The following is a 13,713-nucleotide window of genomic DNA, read 5'->3' as shown; positions in this document are numbered from 1 at the left end:
AACCCCATGCCCGATAACAACGCCACCCTCCAGTCCGACCGCCAGGAGCGCCGTCGCTACCTCAACGTCCGCGAGATCTTCGAGGAAGCCAGCACCCTGGTGGCGCCCTTCTTTGCGCCGGAAAACCGCTGGGCCAACGTCACCCTGGACCACCTCGCCTACCGCGTGGTGCGCGACCACTACCCCGATCTCTCCTTCGAGGAAGTCCACGTGCTGGTGGTCGCAGCCCGCCGGGTGCATGGCGGCGACACCCGCTGACGCCCTCCCTTCCCGACCCAAGACGCCGCCGCGCCGGAGCCCGCCATGTCCATGAAGCACCCGATCATCGCCGTCACCGGCTCCTCCGGCGCGGGGACGACCACGGTCAAGCACACCTTCCAGGCGATCTTTCATCGGGAAAACGTGAACGCGGCCATCGTCGAGGGCGACAGTTTCCACCGCTACACCCGCAGCGAGATGAACGCGCAGATCGAAGAGGCGGAGCGCCAGGGACTGCGCGGCGCCAGCCACTTCGGCCCGGAGGCCAATCTGCTGGAGGAACTGGAGACGCTGTTCCGCGCCTACGGCGAGTCCGCCACCGGCCGCCGCCGCTACTACATCCACGACGAAGCCCAGTCCATGCGCTGGGACCTGCCCATGGGCAGCTTCACCGAGTGGGAAGACCTGCCGGTGGGCACCGACTGCCTGTTCTACGAAGGCCTGCATGGCGCGGTGGTGACCGACAAGGTGGACGTTTCCCGCCATGTGGACCTGCTGATCGGCGTGGTGCCGACCATCAACCTCGAGTGGATCCAGAAGCTGCACCGCGACACCCGCGAGCGCGGCTACTCCGCCGACGCGGTGCAGGACACCATCCTGCGCCGCATGCACGACTACGTGCATTACATCGTTCCGCAGTTCTCCCGCACCCATATCAACTTCCAGCGCATCCCGGTGGTGGACACCTCCAACCCCTTCATCGCCCGCGACGTGCCGACGCTGGACGAATCCATGGTGGTGATCCGCTTCAAGGATCCGCGCGGCGTGGATTTCCCCTACCTGCTGCGGATGATCCACGACGCCTTCATGAGCCGCGCCAACACCATCGTGATCCCCGGCGGCAAGCTCGACCTGGCGATGCAACTCATCCTCACCCCCCTGATCTGGAAGCTGATGGAACGTCGCCGGCAGTGGGTCTGAAGCCGGCGCCAGCCGGGCATCCCACGCCATCCGGGAAAACCCGGATTCACCTGATGTGCCAAAGACTTACATCTCCGGAAACACTGGCGGCCCTGTAAAGGGCCTGCGAAATCGGCGATAATGCCGGTTTTTTCCAGCCGCCCCACCCGGCTTCGAGGAAACCATGCAGTCGTCCAGAAACGTCAAGCCCCCGGTCTTCAATCCCCTCACCGGTGCCATCCGCGCCCTGGCGATGGATGCAGTGCAACAGGCCAACTCCGGCCACCCGGGCGCGCCGATGGGCATGGCGGAAATCGCCGAGGTACTGTGGCGGCATCACCTCAAGCACAACCCGTCCAATCCGCAGTGGGCCGACCGCGACCGCTTCGTTCTCAGCAACGGCCACGGATCCATGCTGGTTTACGCCCTGCTGCACCTCAGCGGCTACGACCTGCCGATCGAGGAGCTGAAGCGCTTCCGCCAGCTGCACAGCAAGACGCCGGGCCATCCGGAATACGGCTACACCCCAGGGGTGGAGACCACCACCGGCCCGCTGGGCCAGGGCATCACCAACGCGGTCGGCATGGCCATCGCCGAAAAGGTGCTGGCGGCCGAATTCAATCGCCCCGGCCATGAGATCGTCGACCATCGCACCTGGGTCTTCCTCGGCGACGGCTGCCTGATGGAGGGCATCAGCCACGAAGCCTGTTCCCTCGCCGGCACCCTGGGCCTGGGCAAGCTGGTGGCCTTCTACGACGACAACGACATCTCCATCGACGGCCATGTGAAAGGCTGGTTCACCGACGATACGCCGAAGCGCTTCGAAGCCTACGGCTGGCAGGTGATCCGCGACGTGCAGGGCCATGACGCCGCCGAGATCGAGGCCGCCATCCAGCAGGCGAAAGCGAATACCTCCCAGCCCACGCTGATCTGCTGCAAGACGGTGATCGGCGCCGGTGCGCCCAACAAGCAGGGCGGCCATGACGTTCACGGCGCGCCGCTGGGTGCCGCCGAGATCGAAGCCTGCCGCGCCTACATCGGCTGGAACCACCCCGCTTTCGAAATCCCGGCCGACGTCTATGCTGCCTGGGATGCGCGCCCGGCCGGCGCCAGCGCCGAATCCGCATGGAACGACAGGTTCGCCGCCTACGCCGCTGCCTTCCCCGAGCTCGCCGCCGAATTCAAACGCAGGGTGCAGGAGCGCAAGCTGCCGGCCGACTGGTCCGCCCATGTCGAAGCGGTGCTCGCCAAGGTCAACGCGAAGGGCGAAACCATCGCCACCCGCAAGGCCAGCCAGAACAGCATCGAAGCCTACGCGCCCAAGCTGCCGGAACTCATCGGCGGCTCGGCCGACCTGGCGGGTTCCAACCTCACGTTGTGGTCCGGAGCCAAGGGCGTCAGCCGCGACAGCGGCGGCAACTACATCTACTACGGCGTGCGCGAGTTCGGCATGGCGGCCATCGCCAACGGCATCGCGCTGCACGGCGGCCTGATCCCCTACACCGCCACCTTCCTGATGTTCAGCGAGTACGCCCGCAACGCCCTGCGCATGGCGGCGCTGATGAAGGTGCGCCAGCTCTTCGTGTTCACCCACGACTCCATCGGCCTCGGCGAGGACGGCCCCACCCACCAGCCGGTGGAACAGACCGCCACCCTGCGCCTGATTCCCAACATGGACGTCTGGCGCCCCTGCGACACCATGGAGTCCGCGGTTGCCTGGGCTCACGCCATCGAGCGTGCCGACGGCCCCTCCTGCCTGCTGTTCTCGCGCCAGAACCTGCCCTTCCAGACCCGCGACGCGGCACAGATCGCCGACATCCGCCGCGGCGGCTATGTGCTGTCCGAAGCCGCAGGCGGCAAGCCGGCCGCGGTCATCATCGCCACCGGCTCGGAAGTGTCGCTGGCCATGGCGGCGCAGAAGGCACTGGCTGACGAAGGCATCGCGGTGCGCGTGGTCTCCATGCCCAGCACCAATGTGTTCGACCGCCAGGAAGGCGCCTGGCGCGCCAGCGTGCTGCCGGCCGGCGTGCCGCGGGTGGCGGTGGAGGCCGGCGTCACCGACGGCTGGCGCAAGTACGTGGGCCTGGAAGGAGCGGTGGTCGGCATCGACCGCTTCGGCGAATCCGCGCCTGCCGGCGAGCTGTTCAAGTATTTCGGTGTCACTGCCGAGGCAGTGGCCGCCGCGGTCAAGGCCGTGCTCTGAGCGCGCCAGCCATCACACAGATTCGTAGAGAGGAGAGACCCCATGTCCATCAAGGTTGCGATCAACGGCTTCGGCCGCATCGGCCGCTGCACCCTGCGCGCCATTTACGAGCAAGGCCTGCAGAACGAACTTGAAGTCGTCGCCATCAATGCGTCCGGCGATCTGGCGACCAACGCCCACCTGCTGAAGTACGACACCACGCATGGCCGCTTCGCCACCGCGGTGGACACCGAAGGCGAGAACACCCTCATCCTCGACGGCCGCAAGATCCCCTTCTACTCCACCAAGGATCCCAAGGGCGTGAACTGGGCCAGCCACGGCGTGGACGTGCTGCTGGAGTGCACCGGCGCCTACACCACCAAGGCCAAGGCCCAGGCGCTGCTGGAGCAGGGTGCCAAGCGCGTGCTGATCTCCGCGCCGGGCGGCGACGATGTGGACGCCACCATCGTCATGGGCGTGAACGAGAACGTGCTGAATGCCGGCATGACGGTGGTTTCCAACGCCTCCTGCACCACCAACTGCCTGGCCCCGGTGGCCAAGGTGCTAGCCGAGAACATCGGCATCAAGCAAGGCCTGATGACCACGGTGCACGCCTACACCAACGACCAGGTCACGGTGGACGTGCGCCACAAGGACCTGCGCCGCGCCCGTGCCGCCGCCGCCAACATCATCCCGACCAAGACCGGCGCCGCCAAGGCCGTCGGCCTGGTGCTGCCGCAGCTGGTGGGCAAGTTCGACGGCTTCGCGCTGCGCGTGCCCACGCTCAACGTTTCGCTGGTGGACCTCACCTTCACCGCCGAGCGGGCCACCACCAAGGAAGAGATCAACGAGCTGATGACCGCCGCCGCCAACGGCCCGCTGAAAGGCATCCTGGCGGTGAACACCGAGCCGCTGGTGTCCTCCGACTTCAACCACACCACGGTGTCCTCCACCTTCGACGCCACCCAGACCCGCGTGATCAAGGGCGAGGATGGCTCGGTGCTGGTCAAGGTGCTGTCCTGGTACGACAACGAATGGGGCTATTCCTGCCGCATGCTGGACGCGGCGCGCGCCTGGATGGCTGTGCGCTGAACGCAGAGCCCTGGGCAAACGGCCCGCCCGGCATCCGGGCGGGCTTTTTTCATGCCGCCGGCCGGCGCGACACAGGCGGTTTCAGCCGCCTCCTCAAGCAGCCGGACGACAGATGACATACACGCTAGAATACGGCGCTTTCCCGGCCACTGACCCGGTCCTCCCGTGCCCCGCAACGCCCCCAACCCGGTTCGCATCGCCATCAACGGCTACGGCCGCATCGGCCGCTGCTTCCTGCGCGCGCTGTACGAATCTCCCTGGCGCGATGAATTCGAAGTGGTCGCCATCAACGAGCCGGCCGACCTCGCCAGCATCGTCTACCTGACTCGCTTCGACTCCACCCACGGCCGCTTCCCCGGCCAGGTGGACGCCACCGCGGACGCACTGCTGATCGACGGCCGCCGCATCGCCGTCAGCCATGCGACCACGCCGGAGGAGGTCGATTGGGCGGCGCTGGGCATCGACCTTGTGGTCGAATGCTCCGGCCACTACGCCAGCCGCACCGAACTGCGGCGCTTCATCGATGCCGGCTGCCCGCGACTGCTGCTGTCCCACCCCGCCAACAGCGGCGAGGATGTGGACGCCACCGTGGTCTTCGGCATCAACCACGACGCCCTGCGGGGCGACGAACGCATCGTCTCGAATGCCTCCTGCACCACCAACGCGGTGGTGCCAGTGCTGGAACTGCTGGACCGCGCCTTCGGCGTCGAGCACGTCATCCTCACCACCGTGCATTCGGTAATGAACGACCAGCCGCTTATCGACGGCTATCACCACACCGACCTGCGCCGCACCCGCTCCGCCATGCAGTCCATCATCCCGGTCTCCACCGGGCTGGCGCGCGGCGTGGAACGCCTGCTGCCGCGCCTGGCCGGCCGGGTGCAGGCCAAGGCACTGCGGGTGCCGACCACCAATGTGTCGGCCATCGACATCGCACTGTCGCTGCGCGAGGCGGTGGACGTGGCCGCGCTCAACGCCCTGTTGCGCGAGGCCGCCGGCAGCAGCCACGCCGGCCTGCTCTCCTACTCGGAGCAGCCGCACGCCTCCATCGACTTCAACCACGAGGCCTATTCCGCCATCGTGGACGGTGGCCAGACGCGGGTGGGAGGCCCGCGCATGGCCAGCCTCTTCATCTGGTTCGACAACGAATGGGGCTTCGCCAGCCGCCTGGTCGACGTCGCCCGCCACTGGCGCGCGCGCTGGCAGCCGGCCGGCTGAAGCCGCAACAAAAACCACCCTGGAGCCCCGGAATGAAAGTACTCAAGCTCACCGACATCGACGTACGCGGCAAGAAGGTCTTCATCCGTGCCGACCTCAACGTCCCGCAGGACGACGCCGGCAATATCACCGAGGACACCCGCATTCGCGCCTCCATCCCGTCCATCCAGTACTGCCTGGACAACGGCGCGGCGGTGATGGTGACCTCCCACCTCGGCCGCCCGACCGAGGGCACGGTGGGGCCGGACGATACCCTGGCGCCGGTCGCGGTGCGCCTGGGCCAGCTGCTGCACAAGCCGGTGAAGCTGATCACCGACTGGGTGGATGGCGGCTTCACCGTCGAACCCGGCCAGATCGTGCTGCTGGAGAACTGCCGCTGCAACAAGGGCGAGAAGAAGGATGACGAAGCGCTGGCGACCAAGATGGCCGCGCTGTGCGACGTCTACGTGAATGACGCCTTCGGCACCGCCCACCGCGCCGAAGCCACCACTCACGGCATCGCCCGCTTCGCCCCGGTGGCCTGCGCCGGCATCCTGATGGGCGCCGAAATAGACGCCCTGTCCAAGGCCCTGCACGAACCCGCCCGTCCGCTGGTGGCCATCGTCGGCGGCGCCAAGGTGTCCACCAAGCTCACCATCCTCAAGACCCTGGCGCAGAAGGTGGACCAGCTCATCGTCGGCGGCGGCATCGCCAACACCTTCCTGCTGGCCGCCGGCAAGCGCATCGGCGAATCCCTGGCCGAACCGGAAATGGTGCGCGAAGCCCACCAGGTGATGGACATCATGAAGGAGCGCGGCGCCGAAGTGCCGCTGCCCGTCGACGTGGTGGTGGCGGACGAAGTCTCCGCGCTGGCCCGCGCCAACCGCATCCCGGTGGATGAAGTCGGCCCGCACGACCGCATCCTGGACTTCGGCCCGAAGAGCGCGGCCAAGCTGGCGGAGATCATCGCCCACGCCGGCACCATCGTCTGGAACGGCCCGGTCGGCGTGTTCGAGCACGCCCAGTTCGCCGGCGGCACCAAGATGATGGCCTCGGCCATCGCCCACTCCGAGGCCTTCTCCATCGCCGGCGGCGGCGACACCCTGGCGGCCATCGCCAAGTTCCACATCGCCGATGACGTGGGCTACATCTCCACCGGCGGCGGCGCCTTCCTGGAGTTCCTGGAAGGCAAGAAGCTGCCGGCGATCGCCGCGCTGGAAGCCCGCTTCCCCGGCTGAGCCCCGCACCGCGAGGCCCCGCGAACGAAACGGCCGCCCCTTGGGGCGGCCGTTTCGCTTGTCAGCGGGAAACGCCGGTGGCGAATCACCGGCTTTTCTTTCCCGTTCAGTGTATGGGGTGGAAGCGCGCGAGATCGGTCTTGCGCCGGCCGCTCGCCCGGCGCCGCTCCTCAGGAGCCTGCTCGCCGATCATGTAGCTCTTGTTCGCATACACATCGCGCCGGTTGCGCACCCGTCTGTCGTCGAAATGCACATACACGCAGTTGCATTCCCCCCGCGAGCAGTTCGGCATGGGCAGGCGCGGCGCCTCGGCCGCCAGAAAGCGCCGGCCGCGCACATGGCGGGCAGCATCGCAGGCCTGGTTGCCAGACTGGATGCAGACAGCGTGGTAGGAAGCCTTGTAAGGGTTGTGCCGCACCGGCATTCCCTCTTCCTGCTCCCGGCGCATCAGCATCAGCACCACCGCCACCAGCATTCCCGCTGCCAGCAGGGCAAAGATCATTGCAGCGTCCATGTCATGCATCCTCCTTCCACATCATCAGCATAGGACATCGTCGCCTTTTCGCCTCGCCGCGGAGATCGGCGGGACGCCTGCCGGCGGTAGCGCTAGAATCCCCGCCAGCCGGGCATTTCCGGCGACGCCCCGGCCCTGGAGGCCGTGCGGCACAGGAAAAATACAGGAGACAGCATGTCCCGCCACACCAAGATCGTCGCCACCCTGGGGCCAGCCTCTTCCGAGCCGCAGGTGCTGGAGCGCATGGTCCACGCCGGCATCGACGTCGTGCGCATGAACTTCTCCCACGGCAAGGCGGAAGACCATGTCGCCCGTGCCAACCTAATCCGCGAAGCCGCCGCCCTCGCCGGCCGCCCGGTGGGCATCCTCGCCGACCTGCAGGGCCCCAAGATCCGTGTGGGCCGCTTCGAGAATGGCAAGGTGACGCTGACCCGGGACGCCGAGTTCATCCTCGACGCCCAGTGCGCGATGGGCAACGAACAGCGTGTCGGGCTGGACTACAAGGACCTGCCGCGCGACGTCAAGCCGGGCGACGTGCTGCTGCTGGACGACGGCCGCCTCAAGCTCATCGTCAGCCAGGTGCGCGGCAGCGAGATCCACACCGTGGTGCGGGTAGGCGGCGAGCTCTCCAACAACAAGGGCATAAACCGCCAGGGCGGCGGCCTGACCGCACCGGCGCTCACTGCCAAGGACATGGACGACATCAAGACGGCGGCGCAGATCGGCGTCGATTTCCTCGCCGTCTCCTTCCCCAAGAGCGCCGCCGACATGTACATGGCGCGCCAGCTGATGCGCGCCGCCGGCGGCGATGCGCTGCTGATCGCCAAGATTGAGCGCACCGAGGCGGTGGCCAACCTGGAGGAAATCCTGGACGCCTCCGACGGCATCATGGTGGCCCGCGGCGACCTGGCGGTGGAAGTGGGCGACGCCGCGGTGCCGGCGCTGCAGAAGAAGATGATCCGCGCCGCCCGCGACCGCAACAAGCTCACCATCACCGCCACCCAGATGATGGAATCCATGATCACCAGCCCGGTGCCCACCCGCGCCGAGGTGTCAGACGTGGCCAACGCGGTACTGGATGGCACCGACGCGGTGATGCTGTCGGCCGAGACGGCCGCTGGCAAGTATCCGGTGGAGGTGGTGGAGGCGATGAGCCGCGTTTGCCTGGAGGCGGAGCGTTCCGCCGAAGTCAGCCTGGACCGCGAAGTGCTCAACCGGGTGTTCACCCGCATCGACCAGTCCATCGCCATGGCGGCCATCTGGACCGCCTGGCACCTCAAGGTGAAGGCCATCGCCTCGCTGACGCAGACTGGCTCCACCGCGCTGTGGATGAGCCGGCTCAACAGCGGCGTGCCCATCTACGCCCTCACCCCGGAGGTCCGCGCCCGCAACCAGATGACGCTGTACCGCGAAGTCTATCCGCTGCTGATGAGCCAGACCCATTACGACCGCGACCTGCTGCTGTGGGAAGCCGAGCAGGTGCTGCTCGACCAGGGCGTGGTGGATTACGGTGACCTCATCGTGCTCACCATAGGCGAACCCATAGGCGCCTCCGGCGGCACCAATACCCTCAAGATCGTGCGCGTCGGCGAGCACAAAGCCCCCGGCCACGAGTGATCGCTGCCAGCCCACGGCCAGGGTTGCGTGCAGCCCCGGCCGCTTTGTCTCAAAGCGTATATGCCGCTTACGGCCGCTGCACCGGGCGCGATAAAATGCGCGCCTAATTACGCCCACGCATTCAATCCAACAGCCCAGTCCGGCCCCCGCCGGCACCCTCGGAGAATTCCAATGCCCCTCGTTTCCATGCGCCAGCTGCTGGACCACGCCGCCGAGAACGGCTACGGCCTGCCCGCGTTCAACGTGAACAACCTCGAGCAGGTCCAGGCCATCATGGAGGCGGCGGCCGAATGCGACAGCCCGGTGATCATGCAGGCCTCCGCCGGTGCGCGTAAGTACGCCGGCGAAGCCTTCCTGCGCCACCTGATCGACGCCGCCGTCGAAGCCTATCCGCAGATTCCGGTCGTCATGCACCAGGACCACGGCCAGAGCCCGGCGGTATGCCTGGCTGCCATCCGCTCCGGCTTCTCCAGCGTGATGATGGACGGCTCGCTGATGGAAGACGGCAAGACGCCCTCCTCCTACGAATACAACGTCGAAGTCTCGCGCAAGGTCGTCGAGATGAGCCACGCCATCGGCGTCACCGTGGAAGCCGAACTTGGCTGCCTGGGCTCGCTGGAAACCGGCATGGCCGGCGAGGAAGACGGCATCGGCGCCGAAGGCAAGCTGGACCATAGCGCCCTCCTTACCGACCCGGACCAGGCCGCCGACTTCGTCAAGAAGACCGACTGCGACGCGCTCGCCATTGCCATCGGCACCAGCCACGGCGCCTACAAGTTCACCCGCAAGCCTACTGGCGACATCCTCGCCATCGACCGCATCAAGGCCATCCATGCCCGCCTGCCGAACACCCACCTGGTGATGCACGGCTCCAGTTCGGTGCCGCAGGAACTGCTGGAGATCATCCGCCAGTACGGCGGCGACATGAAAGAGACCTACGGCGTGCCGGTGGAAGAGATCGTCCAGGGCATCAAGTACGGTGTGCGCAAAATCAACATCGACACCGACATCCGCCTGGCGATGACCGGCGCCATCCGCAAGTTCTTCGTCGAGAACCCCTCCAAGTTCGACCCGCGCGAGTTCCTGAAGCCCGCCCGCGAAGCCGCCAAGCTGGTGTGCAAGGCCCGCTTCGAAGCCTTCGGCAGTGCCGGCCAGGCGTCGAAGATCAAGCCGGTGTCGCTGGAGAAGATTGCCGCCCGCTACAAGGCTGGCGAGCTGACCCAGGTCGTGCGCTGAACAGCCCCCGAGCGACACCCGACCGCCCGGCACCACCGGGCGGTTTTTTTTCGTCCGGCGCGTAATACGCACGCTCTCCGACGCCACCCGCCTGCCGCATAATCCCGCGGTGCATACCCCACCCGGAGCGCGGGAAGCGATCATGTCCGGCAAGCCCAACGTCAAACTCAGCGTCACCTTCGAATTCGACCTCTTGCTACCCGAGTCGCTGACCCAGGGCGGACACGAGGCCTTGTGCAAGCAGCTGCACCAGCTGCTCGGCAGCATGGTTTTCCAGGGCATGCCCACCGTCACCGGCAAGCAACTGGCCCAGGCGGGTGGCCGCATCCTTGCCCACCATCACCACCTGGACGCCACCGACCTCGGCACGCCGACGCTCGCTCCGGCCCTGCTCGCGGAAGCGGCACCCCATCTCACCGACGAGGAACTGCTGCAGCTCGTCCGCCGCGCTGCCGGCCGTCTGCCCAGCGGCGAGGAAGAGCAGCGCGCCTTCCTGCGCCGGCAGGCGCTGGCGCTGGTGAACGAGTACCGCATGGTGCCCTGCGTGGTCAGCGCCCGGCTCACTTCCGGGGCGGACGCCGAACTGGCGGCTCGGCTCAATCTCACCAACGGCAGCGTGCTGGTGGGCGAGCGCGACCGCCAGCAGCGCCTGCACGCCAGGCAGGAAGCGCTGGAAGTCGTCGTCGCCCACGGCGAGGCCAGCGCCCGCCTGCCGGCCACCTGCGCGGGCCAGACCCTGAGCGGACCGGTGATCGAAGTCGCGATCATGGAGCTGGCGCGCCACCGCGCGCTGCTGCAAGCCGCCTGGCAAGCCGGTGAGGGCAAGCCATGAGCCGGCACTGCTTCACCTATGGCTCCCTGATGTGCACCGACATCATGTTCGGCGTGGCCGGCCTGGCCTTGCAGCACGAAGCCGCCATCCTGCGCGGGCACCGACGCCATCCGGTGCGCGGCGAAGCCTATCCCGGCATGGTGCCCGCCGCAGGCGCGCAGGTGGCCGGCGTGCTCTACCGCGACGTTCCGCCCGCCGCCCTCGTCCGCCTGGATGCCTTCGAAGGCGAGCAGTACCTGCGGCTCACGGTGAAAGTGGAACTGGCCAGCGGCCGTATCGAGGATGCGGATACCTACGTCTTCCGTCCTGAATTCGCCCATCTGCTGGTCGCTGGCGAGTGGGATTTCGACAGCTTCCTGGGTGAAGGCAAGCAGCGCTTCGAGCGCCAGTACCTGGGCTTCGGCCGCGTGTGATCCAGCCCGCCGCCGGCGACGTTTGACGCGCCCCCGGCAACCTTAACAACGCTTCGCCGGCGACCGGGCGGACCGCCGCGAACGCCAGCGATCCGCCTTGCCTTCAATAGGCCTCGGCGTGCCCTTCCCACATGTCGGCGGTGAAGCGCACCACCCGGTTGCGACCGCTCTCCTTCGCCCGGTAGAGCGCCACGTCCGCGAACTTCACCGCCTGCCAGAAGGTTTCGCTGTCTTCCGGGTACATGGCGACGCCGATGGAAATGGTCTTCTGCAGCATGGTGCCCCCCACCGGAATGCGCAGCTTCTCCACCGCGCTGCGGATGTTCTCCGCCACGCCCAGCGCCGCGTCGGCCGGCGCGTCCTGCAGCACCACCAGGAACTCCTCGCCGCCGAAGCGGATCACCATGTCCGAGGCGCGCACCGACTGCCGCAGCACGCCAGACAGCGCCTTCAGCACCACGTCGCCGGCATCGTGGCCCAGGGTGTCGTTCACCACCTTGAAGTAATCCAGGTCCAGCAGCAGCACCGCCAGCGGGATGTTGCGGCGATGGGCATTGGCCATCAGCGTATCGACGTACTCCTCCAGGAAGCGGCGGTTGTTGAGTCCGGTGAGGGCATCGCGCAGCGAGGAATCGCGCAGGGTTTCGGTAAGGCGCTTGGCCTCCAGCACCGGCGCCATCTCGCGCAGATAGACGTTGATGTAAGGGATGCAGCTCTCCAGCCTGGCCGACTGGCTGGCCGCGGCCACCAGCTGCACCACGCTGCCCACCGAGCCGGACTGCATGATGGGCACGCAGTAGTGGCGCAACGGCTCGCTGCCCTCGGAGGGAGAACGGAAGGCATAACAGATGCCCGGCCGCGCCAGCCCGTCCACCGCATGGCCGGAACGTTTGACGCGGCACATGTCGCTGCGCACCAGGATCTGCGGATCGCACCAGCGACAGGGCGCTCCGGCCTCGCCATCCACCATCACCGGGTCCAGCTGCCTGGGGCCGGTGACGTCGTAGAGGGTGTAGCTGCGGATGTCGAATCGCTCCGCCAGCACCTGGCCGAAGCGGTCGAAGATCTCCGCCTTGGTCTCGTCCTCTTCGATGGCCTGCTTGAAGGTGGAGGCGTCGGCCAGGCCGTTCACCATGTCTATGGTGGTTTCCAGCTGGTTCTCGTCCGCCTGCGGCGTGCGGCCGGTGAGCTGCGACACCCGCCCGCTGATGCGGCTCAGGCCATCGTCCAGGAAGCCCAGCAGGCGGTTGGTCTGCACCGCGATGTGGCCGATCTCGTCGTCGGTGCGACAGGCCACCTCGCCTTTGAAATCGCCCTTGAGCGCCCGCTCCACCGCCTGCTCCACCGCCTGTGCGGTGCGGCCGACCGGCAGGATGAGGCGGCGGGCCATCAGGATCGCGAAGAAGGAGAACAGGCCGACGGTGAGGATCAATCCGGAAATGGTGTACAGCGCCTGGCGCTTCAGTTCTTCCAGCGACAGCTCCATGGTCACCGCGCCCAGCACCGTGCCCTCCGGCACCTGGTGGCACTGCAGGCAGTTGGGCGTGCCGCGGGCAGAGGCGGCGAAGGGAATGGTGCCGCGGAACATCGGCGTGCCGAGTTCGTCGGTGAGGATGTAGCGCGCCTTGCCATCGGCCAGCACCAGGCGCTCGATCTCGTCCGCCGGCAGCTCGCGCAGCAGGCCGGCGCCGAACTGCCGGCTCACCTCCGGCGAGCGCACCACCCGCGCGGTGTGCAGGCCCTTCACCTCCATCAGGCGCTCCAGGAACTGCTCGCGCTTGTCGATCACCCCGTGGATCATCGCCTCGGTGAGGTGCACCCGCACCACCTCGGCGGCAGTGCGCACATGCGCGGTCGAGGAGGCAATGGAATAACTGCGGAACGCGTACAGGCTGATCGCGATCAGCATGGCCAGGATGCCCAGCGCCACGCAGACGAACAGCAAAGTGATCTTGCGATTGAGATTCATGCCCCCTCCAGGCCAGCCCTAGCCAGCGGGCCGCGATTATCTTCGTATTAGTCCATTTGGATTATGCGAAATATCAACACCTTGAAGGAAAGAATAAATCACGGAGAGGCGCGTTCTGTGCTCGCCGGCAACGCATCTCCCAGCAACGTGCCGCCGCCGCCGGGCGCGCCCCGCCTTCGCCTGCCCGCGAGCGGCGGCCAGCAGGTGCGAGCTAGGACGAAAGTGAGGCGGTCACTCCCCTTGCCGCGCCCGGCGGCGGCGGCAC

At 67.2% G+C, this 13,713-nt stretch carries 12 protein-coding genes; 10 read left to right on the top strand and 2 right to left on the bottom strand.

All coding sequences use genetic code 11. The features are described from left to right. Positions 1–6 precede the first annotated feature (6 nt). From GRF61_RS15325 to GRF61_RS15300, 6 genes are all read left to right on the top strand, one after another. A complete protein-coding gene (locus GRF61_RS15325) occupies positions 7–258 on the top strand; it encodes a hypothetical protein (protein WP_169151505.1) in 252 nt (83 codons plus the stop codon). Between the two features lie 45 nt (positions 259–303). After that, positions 304–1,179 carry a phosphoribulokinase gene (locus GRF61_RS15320; RefSeq protein ID WP_169151504.1) on the top strand — a complete coding sequence of 292 codons (876 nt, stop codon included), beginning with the start codon at positions 304–306 and terminating at the stop codon, positions 1,177–1,179. Positions 1,180–1,342: 163 nt separating this feature from the next. Beyond that, positions 1,343–3,361: a transketolase gene (gene tkt, locus GRF61_RS15315; protein ID WP_169151503.1), complete on the top strand. Its 2,019-nt coding sequence runs from the start codon at positions 1,343–1,345 to the stop codon at positions 3,359–3,361. A 42-nt stretch (positions 3,362–3,403) separates the two neighbouring features. After that, positions 3,404–4,432 (top strand): type I glyceraldehyde-3-phosphate dehydrogenase, encoded by a 1,029-nt coding sequence (gene gap, locus GRF61_RS15310; RefSeq protein ID WP_169151502.1) that lies wholly within the window; start codon positions 3,404–3,406, stop codon positions 4,430–4,432. Between the two features lie 165 nt (positions 4,433–4,597). Beyond that, positions 4,598–5,650: a glyceraldehyde 3-phosphate dehydrogenase NAD-binding domain-containing protein gene (locus GRF61_RS15305; protein WP_169151501.1), complete on the top strand. Its 1,053-nt coding sequence runs from the start codon at positions 4,598–4,600 to the stop codon at positions 5,648–5,650. Between the two features lie 32 nt (positions 5,651–5,682). Then, positions 5,683–6,867 carry a phosphoglycerate kinase gene (locus GRF61_RS15300; RefSeq protein WP_169151500.1) on the top strand — a complete coding sequence of 395 codons (1,185 nt, stop codon included), beginning with the start codon at positions 5,683–5,685 and terminating at the stop codon, positions 6,865–6,867. Between the two features lie 106 nt (positions 6,868–6,973). Here the strand turns inward: GRF61_RS15300 and GRF61_RS15295 are convergent, their stop codons facing one another. Beyond that, positions 6,974–7,381, bottom strand: a complete 408-nt coding sequence (locus GRF61_RS15295) for a hypothetical protein (RefSeq protein ID WP_169151499.1) — start codon at positions 7,379–7,381, stop codon at positions 6,974–6,976. 174 nt (positions 7,382–7,555) lie between these two features. Between GRF61_RS15295 and pyk the strand changes: the two genes are divergently transcribed. The 4 genes from pyk (at position 7,556) to GRF61_RS15275 (ending at position 11,479) form a co-directional block, all read left to right on the top strand. Further along, entirely contained in the window at positions 7,556–8,998 is a 1,443-nt protein-coding gene (pyk, locus tag GRF61_RS15290) for a pyruvate kinase (RefSeq protein ID WP_169151498.1), read from the top strand. Positions 8,999–9,169: 171 nt separating this feature from the next. Then, positions 9,170–10,234: a class II fructose-bisphosphate aldolase gene (fba, locus tag GRF61_RS15285; protein ID WP_169151497.1), complete on the top strand. Its 1,065-nt coding sequence runs from the start codon at positions 9,170–9,172 to the stop codon at positions 10,232–10,234. A gap of 142 nt (positions 10,235–10,376) precedes the next feature. Next, positions 10,377–11,066: a hypothetical protein gene (locus tag GRF61_RS15280; RefSeq protein WP_169151496.1), complete on the top strand. Its 690-nt coding sequence runs from the start codon at positions 10,377–10,379 to the stop codon at positions 11,064–11,066. Beyond that, the gene (locus GRF61_RS15275) at positions 11,063–11,479 is read left to right on the top strand and encodes a gamma-glutamylcyclotransferase family protein (protein WP_169151495.1); all 417 of its coding nucleotides are present in this window, start codon (positions 11,063–11,065) and stop codon (positions 11,477–11,479) included. Before GRF61_RS15280 ends, GRF61_RS15275 begins: the two co-directional genes overlap by 4 nt. 103 nt (positions 11,480–11,582) lie before the next feature. On the opposite strand, the gene GRF61_RS15270 is transcribed toward GRF61_RS15275, so the two are convergent. Continuing rightward, a complete protein-coding gene (locus GRF61_RS15270) occupies positions 11,583–13,448 on the bottom strand; it encodes a diguanylate cyclase (RefSeq protein ID WP_169151494.1) in 1,866 nt (621 codons plus the stop codon). Between the last annotated feature and the right edge of the window lie 265 nt (positions 13,449–13,713).

It is taken from the genome of Azoarcus sp. TTM-91 (assembly GCF_012911025.1).
GTDB lineage: Bacteria > Pseudomonadota > Gammaproteobacteria > Burkholderiales > Rhodocyclaceae > Azoarcus.
The sequence above is the reverse complement of the archived record's forward strand: the minus strand, read 5'-3'. Positions and strand labels throughout refer to the sequence as shown.

Bases quoted from the DNA above. Each gene is read 5' to 3' on its own strand.
- GRF61_RS15325 (WP_169151505.1), top strand. From the start codon at position 7: ATGCCCGATAACAACGCCACCCTCCAGTCCGACCGCCAGGAGCGCCGT.
- GRF61_RS15320 (WP_169151504.1), top strand. From the start codon at position 304: ATGTCCATGAAGCACCCGATCATCGCCGTCACCGGCTCCTCCGGCGCG.
- tkt (WP_169151503.1), top strand. From the start codon at position 1,343: ATGCAGTCGTCCAGAAACGTCAAGCCCCCGGTCTTCAATCCCCTCACC.
- gap (WP_169151502.1), top strand. From the start codon at position 3,404: ATGTCCATCAAGGTTGCGATCAACGGCTTCGGCCGCATCGGCCGCTGC.
- GRF61_RS15300 (WP_169151500.1), top strand. From the start codon at position 5,683: ATGAAAGTACTCAAGCTCACCGACATCGACGTACGCGGCAAGAAGGTC.
- GRF61_RS15295 (WP_169151499.1), bottom strand. From the start codon at position 7,381: ATGGACGCTGCAATGATCTTTGCCCTGCTGGCAGCGGGAATGCTGGTG.
- pyk (WP_169151498.1), top strand. From the start codon at position 7,556: ATGTCCCGCCACACCAAGATCGTCGCCACCCTGGGGCCAGCCTCTTCC.
- fba (WP_169151497.1), top strand. From the start codon at position 9,170: ATGCCCCTCGTTTCCATGCGCCAGCTGCTGGACCACGCCGCCGAGAAC.
- GRF61_RS15280 (WP_169151496.1), top strand. From the start codon at position 10,377: ATGTCCGGCAAGCCCAACGTCAAACTCAGCGTCACCTTCGAATTCGAC.
- GRF61_RS15275 (WP_169151495.1), top strand. From the start codon at position 11,063: ATGAGCCGGCACTGCTTCACCTATGGCTCCCTGATGTGCACCGACATC.
- GRF61_RS15270 (WP_169151494.1), bottom strand. From the start codon at position 13,448: ATGAATCTCAATCGCAAGATCACTTTGCTGTTCGTCTGCGTGGCGCTG.